Here is a 9,913-nt window from a genome sequence, read left to right on the forward strand (position 1 = left end):
TCTCGTCCTGCCGAGATACAAGGCCACGGCCTTTGCCCCCGCGTTGCTTCGAGACGAGGGCAGGAAATTAGCTTGAAATTGAAACATGATTCAGTATTCATGTTTCTATGAGAAGTGCATCCATACCGAAAACCAAGCGCGGGCAGGACCGACGGGCGAAGATTCTCGGAGCGGCGGAAATGGTCATGGGGGAACACGGGTTCTCTGCCGCTTCTATCGCCCAGATCACGCGTGCCGCAGATACCGCGCTTGGGACGTTCTACATCTATTTCCAGAGCAAGGAGGAAATCTTCCACGAGCTGGTCCTGGAAATGGGGCGCATCACGCGGTCGATCATGTCCCAAGCCATTGCGGGCGCACCGAACAGGCTTGAAGCAGAGCGGGCAGGCCTCAGGGCGTTCCTAATGTTCGTGCAGGAACGCCCCACGCTCTACCGCATCGTCGAAGAGGCGCGCTTTGTCGACCCGGTCGCCTACCGCGACTATTTCTCAGGTTTCGCAGAAGCCTATGCCGCGGGCCTGCGCTCGGCCGAAACCAGAGGAGAGATTTCCTCGGGCGACGCCGAAGTCCGCGCCTGGGCCCTGATGGGCTTGTCGAAAGCCCTTGGCGATCGCTATGTCCTTTGGGAAGAGACACCGGACATTGATCGTGTCGTGGACGAAGCCCATGCGCTGATTTGCAAGGGGCTTGCCCCGTGACAGGCTTGGTGCAGACCAGCGCAACCTGCCTTGCGTCCGGCGTGGACTGTTTTCAGATCGCGCTATCCGCGCCACGAGCCAACGCGCTTGAGCCCGATCTTCTGGCAGCACTCCACGCGGCCCTCGACAAACTGGAAACCTCCGGCGCCCGGACGGCTCTGCTGAGCGGCGGCAAAAATTTCTCGACCGGCGGCGACGTCGGCCGTTTCCTTGAAGCCGCAGAAAATAGCCAAGCAGTAGAGTATGCCCGCAAGGTGGTCCCTGCCCTTCAGTCGCTGGTCCTGCGGATGATCGGGATGCCGGTGATTTTCGGCTGCGCGGCACGGGGCGCCGTCACTGGCGGGGCGGCGGGCCTGCTCTGGGCGTCGGATCTCGTGATGCTGTCGGCGGATGCTTTTGTTCAGCCCTATTACGCAACCGTCGGCTTTGCCCCGGATGGCGGCTGGACCGCGCTGCTCCCCGAGTTCATCGGTTTGCCGGCAACGCGCCGGTGGCTGTTGGCGGATGCGCGTCGGGACGCAGACGATCTGGTCGCCCTTGGGCTCGCGGACAGAGTCGATCAGACGCCCGAGGACAAGGCCTTCCACGACCTCGCCAAGCTCGACCTGGACGTGGCGCTGGAAACCAAGGCCCTGCTTTGGGACGCGCGGCGCAAGACCGCCGTGCAGGACCGGCTGGAGGCGGAGACCGAGGCATTCCTGCGCAGGATCGCGGCGACGGATACACACACCAAGATGGCAAGGTTCCTCGGCAGGCAGGAGGTGACGCCGAATGTTTGATACAGTGCCCGACATGGCCTTCAAACGGGCGGAGCTTGCTCCGGACGCTATCGCGTTCCGGGACAGCACATCCGCAAGGGACTGGACATTTGCAGAGGTCAACCGTGCCGCGGATGGCATTGCGGAGGCTCTTCTCGCCGCAGGCCATGCCGAGGGCGACCGGATTGCCATCCTGTGTCACAACCGGGTCGAGTTCTTTCTGACCCTCTTTGCCTGCCAGAAGACCGGGCTCATCCTGTGCCCCCTCAACTGGCGACAGCCTGCGGCGGAACTGGCAGGTGCCCTCGCACCCATAGGCGCGCAGGCGATCCTGTTTGATGCAGGCCACGCCGAGACGGCACAAGAGCTTGCTTCGCGACTCTCGCTGACGGCCTATTCGATCGAGCGCGACCTCCCCCGATGGACAAACAGCCCCTCCCGGCGGTTTCACGCGCCTGTCCCGGCGCCGCGGCCCTGGTACCTCTTGTTCACCTCCGGGACGACGGGTCTGCCCAAGGCAGTGATCCAGACCGCGCGCATGGCTTGGGTCAATGCGATCAACATTGGTCAGGCGATCGGGCTGACGGGGGGTGACAGGTCGGTGAACTTTCTGCCACTCTTCCACACGGCGGGTATCAACCTTTACACGCTGCCGGTGTTTCTCAATGGCGGCGTTTCGACGATCCTGCCGAAATTCGAACCGGAAACGCTTTTGCAACTCATCCGGCGTGGCGAAATCACCCAGTTCTTTGGCGTACCCGCGATCTACCAGGCGTTTTCGCTCATGCCCGACATAGACACGGTCGACTGGACCGCGTTGCGCTGCGGCTGCGGCGGCGCACCCCTGTCGGAACCGTTGATCCGCTTTTTCGCGGACAGGGGCCTGAATGTTCTTAACGGTATGGGAATGACAGAGACCGGCCCGACCGTGTTCCTCATGGACGAGCATCATGCCAGCAAAAAGATCGGCTCTGTCGGCAAGGCCCAGGTAATGACGGATGTCCGGCTGGACGGTGTCCCCCAGGGCGAGGCGGGCACAGGCGAACTCCAGCTTCGGGGGCCGGGCATCACGCCCGGCTATTTCCGCAATCCAGAGGCGACGGAAAAAACCTTTACACCGGACGGCTGGCTGGCCAGTGGCGACATCGCCCGGCGCGATGCCGATGGCTATTACTACATCGTCGACCGTATCAAGGATATGTATATCTCCGGCGGTGAAAACGTCTATCCGGCCGAGGTCGAACGCGTGCTCAACGAACACCCTGCCATCCAGGAAAGCGCGGTGATCGGCGTTTCCAACGCGAAATGGGGTGAGGTCGGCGCCGCCTTCATCATCCTGCGACCCGGCCACCACCTGGATCCGGACACCCTGCGGCCTTGGTGCCGCGAACGGCTGGCCGGATACAAGGTGCCGGCCTCGGTCCATGTCGTTGACGACTTCCCGCGCACGGCGGCTGGCAAGGTGCGCAAACCCGACCTCAAGAGGATGTTTCAGGATGCTTGACCTCACTGCGACATGGACGCCGACCCAAGCCGAGTTCAATGCCTTCGCAAAAGTCTCGGGGGATGACAATGCAATCCATGTGGACGAGGCATTTTCGGCCCGCACGGCCTTTGGCCGGACGGTCAGCCACGGCATGCTGATCTACACGAAATTCTGGGGCCTGCTCAAACAGCACCGGCCCGAGGCGCGGCAGGTGACCCAGACAATGATGTTTCCCAACCCCGCCTTCGCGGGCGAAGAGATTACCCTGAACATCCGAGAAACCGCGCCGGGGCAGCTTTCCTTGCGGGCGGTGCGCACGGATGACGGCGCCGAGGTTCTGATCGGCGAAACGGAGATTGCATGATGGAAATCGGACAGACGGCCTCGACCACCCGCACCTATGCCAAGGCGGACCTTGCAGCCTTTTCCGAACTCTCCGGTGTCGAGGCGGGAACGGAAGTGCCCGAACCCCTGATCGCGGCGCTGTTTTCCTATCTCCTGGGCGTTGAACTGCCGGGGTCGGGGACGAACTACCTGAAGCAGGACCTCAGGTTCGCCTCCCCTGCCCCGCTCGACACCGCGCTGACCGCGACGGTCGAAATCACGCGCCTGCGCCCCGAAAAGCACCTCGTCGACCTCTGGGCGACATGCGTCACGCCGGACGGGACGCTGATCTGCGAGGGCCGTTCGCTCGTCAAGGCAAAGGATGTGGCCGAAAGCCCGCTCAGCCCGTGACCGCGCGCGCGAAACGCGCAATCGTATTTGCGAAGGCTTCGGGTTCTTCGAGATGCGGCGAATGCCCGGACTGGCGAAAGATGTGCCGCCGCGCCTGCGGGGCGTGGGCGCAGATCCAGGCCGCGGCCCCTTCTGCGTAGACCCGGCTCTGCGCACCGGAACACACCAGATAGGGCACGTCGATCAACGGGATGACCGCGCGCTCGTCAAACGCCAGCAGGTCATCCCAGAGCGCGCGCATCTTGTCGGGGTCATGGGATGCGATCAACGCCTGGGCCTTTTGCCGCGACAATCCCGTGGCGCCCTCGCGCGAGGCGAACATGGTCGCGGCAATACCATGCGTCACGCCTTCCCAATCGCTGTCGAAGCGCAGCCGCGCAGCGGCCACGCTATCCTGCGTTTCCCCCCGCAACCCATGCGGCCAGTCCGGCGCGGGCATGACCCTCGGGCTCATGTCGACAGTGACGAGCCCCGAAATCCCCGCAGTCCCGTGCTGTGCGATATATCTCCAGGCGGTTGCCGCGCCCATCGACCAACCGATGATAACGGGCCGCTCTGCACCGCAGGACGCAATGCAATCGGCCAGCACCTCGGCACAGCTGTCGATATCGGGCGGCAGATGCGCGGCTTTGCCGTGTCCGGGCAGATCCGGTGCGAAACAGGCGAACTCGGGCGAGAGGCGCCCGACGATACCGTCGAACACCGCCCCCCGCATGGTCCAGCCGTGGAGAAAGATCAGGGGGTGCCGCACGCTCAGCGCCCGGCCCTCAACCGCCCCACGATTCCCGTCGGAAAGAAATAGACGCTCAGGACAAAGAGCACACCGAGCCAGAGCAGCCAGCGGTCAGGATCGAGGAGTTGCGACAAAAGCGGGATCGCGGTGGTCGCCTCCGAGGCGCTGCCCATGAGCGTTTGCAGGTAGTTCTGCGCCAGGACAAAAATCGTCGCCCCGATCACCGCGCCATACATCGTGCCCATGCCGCCGATCACCACCATCAGGAGGATGTCGAGCATGATCTCGAAGGACAGCGTGGTATCCGGCCCGACATAGCGCAGCCAGATCGCGAACAGGCTGCCCGCCAGCGCCGCGACGGCTGCCGACAGGCAGGTGGCCAGCGTCCGGTAGGCCACGACCCTGTAGCCGATGGCCTCGGCCCGGAAATCATTTTCGCGGATGGCTTGCAGGACGCGCCCAAAGGGCGAATTCACGATGCGCAGCAAGAGCAGGAACAGCGCGAGTGAGCCGAAAAACACCAGGTAGTAGTTCAGCGTTTTCCCGGACACCCTGACGCCGAAAATCTCGCCCAGCCGGAACGCCGGCGTCAGTTCCCGCGGGACCTTGTAGTTCAGCCCGTCCTCGCCCCCCGTGAGCCCCGAGAACTGCGAGACCAGCACCGCAACCGCCGAGGCCACGGCCAGCGTGATCATGGCAAAGAAGATCGCCCGCACCCGCAACGAGAACAGCCCGATCAGCAGCGCGACCACCGCGGACGCGATGGCACCAAGGCCCGCGCCGACGACCAGCGCATCGAACCCGCGCCCCATGTGGACAGAGGCCAGCGCAACCCCGTAGGCGCCGAGGCCAAAGAACATCGTATGCGCAAAACTCACGATGCCCGAGTAGCCAAGCAACAGGTCGTAACTGGCGACAAGCACGATGAAGATGCAGATCCGCGCCGCCGTCTCGAGCGAGCGCACCCCCGGAAAGAGGAACGGGGCAAGCGCCAGGGCCACGAGGATCACCAGCAGAATGACAGTCAGGACAGCGGAACGCGGCTTGTCGCCGGAGAGGAGATTGACGAGCATCTTATTTGGCCTTCACGACGGGCAGCATGCCTTGCGGCCGCCACAGCAGGATTGCGGTCATCAGGGCGATGTTGGACACAAGCGCCAGCTTGGGTTCGAGAAAGGCCACGTAGTTCTGCAGCAACCCGACAAGCAATGCGCCGATGAAGGCGCCCTCGACAGAGCCCAGCCCCCCGATGATGACCACGATGAAGACGAGGATCATCATCTCTTCGCCCATGCCGGCGGTAATAACCTCCTGGTACAGCCCCCACATCACGCCGCCGAGACCCGCAAGCGCCGACCCCGCGATGAAGACCCCGATAAAGACCAGGCGCAGGCGATAGCCGAGCGCCTCGACCATCTCGCCGTTCTCGACACCTGCGCGCACGATCAGGCCGATCTTGGTCCGGCGCAGAACCATGCGCATCGCAACGAACAGCGCGATCCCCACAACCACCGCAAGCAGCCGGTACTTCTCGACAGCGGCGCCGCCGAAGGTCACGGCGCCCTTGAGCGTCTCGGGGCGCGTAAAGAAAATCTCCTCGGGGCCCCAGACCACGTGAATGAGCTGCTCGATGACGATCAGCCCGCCGACCGTGATCAGGATCTGCTTGAGGTGCGCGCCGTAGACCGGGCGCACGATGATCCGTTCAAAGCCCCAGCCCAGAACGCCAGTGACGGCCATCGCGGCGATCACCGCAAGCAGGACAGCCCCCATGTTGAGCGCCAGCGACGGCGCCTCGGTCCAGCCCCCCAGGGTCATCAGGACAGAAATGCCGACAAAGGCCCCGACCGAGATAAACGCCCCGTGGCCGAAGTTGATGACATCCATCAATCCAAAGACCAGCGTCAGCCCCGAGGCCATGATAAAGATCATCGTCCCCATCGCGAGGCCGGACACCGTCAGCGTGAGCCAGGAACTTGGCGCGCCGATCGCGACAAAGCCCAGGACCACGAGAACCGGGATGAGCAGGAAGGGCGCCGCCGTGCCGATGCGTTCGGACAGCGTGACATCCGCGAAAGTGGGTTTGTGTTCCGGTGCCGACGACATTCAGTGCGCCTCCATGCTCAGGCCCATCAGGCGCTCCTGCAGTTCGGCATCACCCGCAAGCTCGGCCATTGCGCCGGTCCAGACGATGCGCCCGTCTTCCATGACGGCGGCGGTGTCGCCAAGCGCCTTGGCCACGGCAAAATTCTGTTCGACCAACAGGATCGACGCCCCCTGGCGTTTCAACTCGCGCAGCGCCCCGGCCATGGTCGAAATGATCGCCGGGGCCAGGCCCTTGGTCGGCTCGTCGATCAGGTAGAGGCTGCGCTCTTCGGCCATGGCGCGGGCAATGGACAGCATCTGTTTCTGCCCGCCGGACAGGTTGCCGGCCTCCGATTGCCAGAAGGTCCGGAGCGGCGGAAAGACCGTGAACAGCCAGTCCCGCCGTTGCGGGTCCAGCGGGCCGGAGGCCGCGGCAAGGGTCATGTTTTCCTCGACGGTCAGATCCGCAAAGATGCCCATGTCCTCGGGCACGAAACCGATCCCCGCACGCGCACGCGCAGGCACCGGCAGCGACGTGATCTCGTCACCGTTGTAGGCGATCGTGCCGGATTTCGCCTTCCAATGGCCGATGATCGTGCGCAGGGTCGTGGTCTTGCCGACCCCGTTGCGCCCCAACAGCATGGTCACGCCGCCACGCGGCACGTCCAGGTCGACGCCCTGAAGGATATGGTATTGCGCGATATCCGTATGCACGTCGCGCAGGCTCAGAACCGGATCAGACATCTTCGAGTTCCCGTCCCATATAGGCTTCCTGCACGATGTCCGAGGCCATCACCTCGGCGGGTGGTCCGTCCGCCACAAGCGCACCGTTGTGCAGCACGATGATCCGGTCCGCGAGAGAACGGATCACGTCCATCTTGTGTTCGACCAGCAGGATGGTGCGTTCGCGGTCGGCCTTGAGTTCGGCGATCAGGTCCAGAACCACGGGCGCCTCGTCGACACTCATCCCCGCCGTCGGTTCGTCGAACATATACACCATCGGATCCAGCGCGATCAGCAGCGCCACTTCCAGCTTGCGCTGGTTGCCGTGGCTGAGCTCGGCCACCGTGTTGTGCCGCAGCGTGTCGAGCCGAACGCGTTCCAGTACGGCCAGCGCGGCAGTTGTCATCTCGGTATGGCTGTCGGCCATCGAGAACAGGCTGAACCCCTTTTGCCGATGCGCCTGGATGACAAGGCGCACATTTTCCAGCACGCTCAGGTTCGGGAACAGGTTGGTCAGCTGGAACGCCCGGCCCAGCCCCCTGCGGCAGCGCTGCGCGACGCCCAGCCCGGTAATATCCTCCCCCAACAGCTTGACGCGGCCGGCGCTGGCCGGGATCTGGCCAGAGATGAGGTTGAAATAGGTCGTTTTGCCGGCGCCGTTCGGTCCGACGATCGCGGTCAGCTCACCGGCGCGGAACGAGCAGGAGATGCCGTCGACCGCGACGTGACCGCCAAAGCGAACCGTCAGGCCATCCGTTTCCAGAAGGGTCTGTGTCATGAAAGAACCAGAGTCTTGGTGGAGAGCAAGGGGCGGGGAATACCCGCCCCACCCGGTCAGTTGCGGATCGGGATGTCCATTTCATCGATACCGATTTCGCGCACAAGAACCGGCACGCCATAGTCCTTGCCCACCTGCACCTCGGTGCGGAAGTGATACATGACCTGCAAGGCCTGGTGGTCCTCGGCGCGGAACCGCATCGGGCCCTTGGGCGAGGCCCATTCCAGGCCCTCCATCGCGTCGATCAGCGCCTCGGTGTCCTCTGCGCCACCCGCGGCCTTGATCGCCTCGACAACCGCGATACCGGCGGACATCCCGCCCGCGGTAAAGAAGTCCGGCGGCGTGCCAAAGCGTTTCATGTGCTCTTCGACAAGCCAGTCGTTCACCGGGTTCTTCGGGATTTCGTAATAGTAGTAGGTCGCCCCTTCCATGCCCGGCAGTTCCTTGTAGGCCGTCAGCGCCGCAAGGATATTGCCGCCGGTCGCAATCTCGAGGCCAAAGCGGGACGGGTCCATCGCGTTGATCTTGCCCATCGGATTGCCGCCACCGGCCCAGATGATGAAGAGCTTCTTGTCACCTTCGACATCGGCCATGTTCTGGAAAATCCGCTCTGCGGCAGCGGTGAAATCCGTCGTGTCGGTCGGGACATATTCCTCGTAGGCGACAACCGCGCCGGTCTTCTCGATCGCCTCCTTGAAGGCGGCCACGCCATCGCGGCCAAAGGCATAGTCCTGCGCCAGCGTCGCCACGGTCACATCCTTGCCGCCAAGCGCAACCGCATTGGCGATCGCATCCTGGGACGAATTTCGCCCGGTGCGGAAGATATAGCGGTTCCAGTTCTCCCCGGTGATCGAATCCGCAACGGCGGGCTCCACGATCAGGACGCGTTCGTATTCCTCGGCGACCGGAAGCATCGCCAGCGCAACACCCGATGACACCGGGCCGACCGCGATATGCGCATCGTCATCCCCATAGGCTTCGGCCAGCAGGGCCTTGCCCAGGTCCGGCTTCAGCTGCGTGTCCTTTTCGATCACGACAATCGGCTCGCCGTCGATCTCCATCGTTCCGCCGGTCGCATAGGCCAGCCCCATCATGAGACCGTCATGGGACTGCTTGGCATAGGCTTCGAACGGGCCTGTCTTGCCATAGACATGGGCTATTCGGATCTCCGCCGAGAGCGGCGCGGCCATGGCCATGATCGCCAGGGCCGAAAATACGCTACGTAACATTGCTGGGGTTCCTCCCGTTAGACTCCTCCGCCGAAAAATATGAAACATGAATCATTATTCACGTCAAGAGAGACGACCGGACCCGGTGGAGTAGCCCCCTGAAAGTGGTCCACCAACTGGGATAGATTGTCCCGCGAAGTGGAGGACCAGCGATGGCTGGAAATCGAGAAAAGCCCGAAGAGATAGTGTCCAAGCTTCGGCAGGCCGAAGTTTTGCAGGGTCAAGGAATGACGGTCGCGGAGGCCGTGCGCCAGATCGGCGTGACGCAGCAGAGGTCCTACCGATGGCGTAAGCTCTATGGCGGGATGCAGCGGTCTCAACTCGCGCGGCTGGAGGAACTGGAGAAAGAGAACCAACGGCTGCGTCGGGCTGTGTCGGATTTGACGCTGGACAAGCTCATTCTCACTGAAGCCGCAAAGGGAAACTTCTAGGCCCTTCGCGTCGCCGAAAGTGCATCGACCATGTGCGGCGGGAGCTTGGCGTGTCAGAGCGCCGCGCCTGCCACACTCTTGGTCAGCATCGATCCACGCGGCGCAAGCTGGCCTTGTGGCGCTACGACTTCAACACGGTCAGGCCACACTCGTCGCTTGGCAACCAGACACCGCAGCAAGCGCGCCGAGCGCTTGAGCAATTTGAGGGCTCCGCGCCCGGCGCGCTTGCGCCAGACGGGAAACCGGAATACCCAAAT

Annotated in this window: 11 protein-coding genes and 2 pseudogenes; 7 read left to right on the plus strand and 6 right to left on the minus strand. The window is 63.3% G+C overall.

Translation table 11 applies throughout. From position 1 onward, the window contains the following. The first annotated feature begins 107 nt into the window (after window positions 1-107). Genes G9Q80_RS03270 through G9Q80_RS03290 form a run of 5 tightly spaced genes read left to right on the plus strand, consistent with a single transcriptional unit; the run spans window position 108 to window position 3,677 of the window. On the plus strand, window positions 108-698 hold the full coding sequence (locus G9Q80_RS03270) for a TetR/AcrR family transcriptional regulator (RefSeq protein WP_043144486.1): 591 nt from the start codon (window positions 108-110) through the stop codon (window positions 696-698). A gap of 41 nt (window positions 699-739) precedes the next feature. After that, a complete protein-coding gene (locus G9Q80_RS03275; RefSeq protein WP_349237762.1) occupies window positions 740-1,477 on the plus strand; it encodes an enoyl-CoA hydratase/isomerase family protein in 738 nt (245 codons plus the stop codon). Next, window positions 1,470-2,960: a class I adenylate-forming enzyme family protein gene (locus G9Q80_RS03280; protein ID WP_088716488.1), complete on the plus strand. Its 1,491-nt coding sequence runs from the start codon at window positions 1,470-1,472 to the stop codon at window positions 2,958-2,960. Before G9Q80_RS03275 ends, G9Q80_RS03280 begins: the two co-directional genes overlap by 8 nt. Beyond that, on the plus strand, window positions 2,953-3,306 hold the full coding sequence (locus G9Q80_RS03285; protein WP_088716487.1) for a MaoC family dehydratase: 354 nt from the start codon (window positions 2,953-2,955) through the stop codon (window positions 3,304-3,306). Before G9Q80_RS03280 ends, G9Q80_RS03285 begins: the two co-directional genes overlap by 8 nt. Further along, window positions 3,303-3,677: a hotdog family protein gene (locus G9Q80_RS03290; protein ID WP_088716486.1), complete on the plus strand. Its 375-nt coding sequence runs from the start codon at window positions 3,303-3,305 to the stop codon at window positions 3,675-3,677. Before G9Q80_RS03285 ends, G9Q80_RS03290 begins: the two co-directional genes overlap by 4 nt. Here the strand turns inward: G9Q80_RS03290 and G9Q80_RS03295 are convergent. Genes G9Q80_RS03295 through G9Q80_RS03320 form a run of 6 tightly spaced genes read right to left on the minus strand, consistent with a single transcriptional unit; the run spans window position 3,667 to window position 9,225 of the window. After that, complete coding sequence (locus G9Q80_RS03295) at window positions 3,667-4,428, minus strand: alpha/beta fold hydrolase (protein ID WP_088716485.1); 762 nt, start codon at window positions 4,426-4,428, stop codon at window positions 3,667-3,669. The two genes, G9Q80_RS03290 and G9Q80_RS03295, sit on opposite strands and share 11 nt — an antisense overlap. 2 nt (window positions 4,429-4,430) lie before the next feature. Beyond that, window positions 4,431-5,483, minus strand: a complete 1,053-nt coding sequence (locus G9Q80_RS03300; RefSeq protein WP_088702382.1) for a branched-chain amino acid ABC transporter permease — start codon at window positions 5,481-5,483, stop codon at window positions 4,431-4,433. Window position 5,484: 1 nt separating this feature from the next. Beyond that, complete coding sequence (locus G9Q80_RS03305; protein ID WP_088702381.1) at window positions 5,485-6,516, minus strand: branched-chain amino acid ABC transporter permease; 1,032 nt, start codon at window positions 6,514-6,516, stop codon at window positions 5,485-5,487. Beyond that, a complete protein-coding gene (locus G9Q80_RS03310) occupies window positions 6,517-7,239 on the minus strand; it encodes an ABC transporter ATP-binding protein (protein ID WP_088716484.1) in 723 nt (240 codons plus the stop codon). Next, window positions 7,232-7,996: an ABC transporter ATP-binding protein gene (locus G9Q80_RS03315; protein WP_043144494.1), complete on the minus strand. Its 765-nt coding sequence runs from the start codon at window positions 7,994-7,996 to the stop codon at window positions 7,232-7,234. Before G9Q80_RS03315 ends, G9Q80_RS03310 begins: the two co-directional genes overlap by 8 nt. A gap of 56 nt (window positions 7,997-8,052) precedes the next feature. Beyond that, window positions 8,053-9,225 carry a substrate-binding domain-containing protein gene (locus G9Q80_RS03320; protein WP_043144495.1) on the minus strand — a complete coding sequence of 391 codons (1,173 nt, stop codon included), beginning with the start codon at window positions 9,223-9,225 and terminating at the stop codon, window positions 8,053-8,055. Between the two features lie 152 nt (window positions 9,226-9,377). On the opposite strand from G9Q80_RS03320, the pseudogene G9Q80_RS27995 reads away from it, so the two are divergent. Both G9Q80_RS27995 and G9Q80_RS28000 read left to right on the plus strand, forming a co-directional pair. After that, a pseudogene (locus G9Q80_RS27995) lies at window positions 9,378-9,766 on the plus strand (transposase); the annotation flags it as partial. After that, window positions 9,755-9,913: pseudogene (locus tag G9Q80_RS28000) on the plus strand (integrase core domain-containing protein); the annotation flags it as partial. The pseudogenes G9Q80_RS27995 and G9Q80_RS28000, both read left to right, overlap by 12 nt.

Source organism: Mameliella sp. LZ-28, assembly GCF_012274245.1.
In the GTDB taxonomy this organism is placed as follows: Bacteria; Pseudomonadota; Alphaproteobacteria; order Rhodobacterales; family Rhodobacteraceae; genus Antarctobacter; species Antarctobacter albus.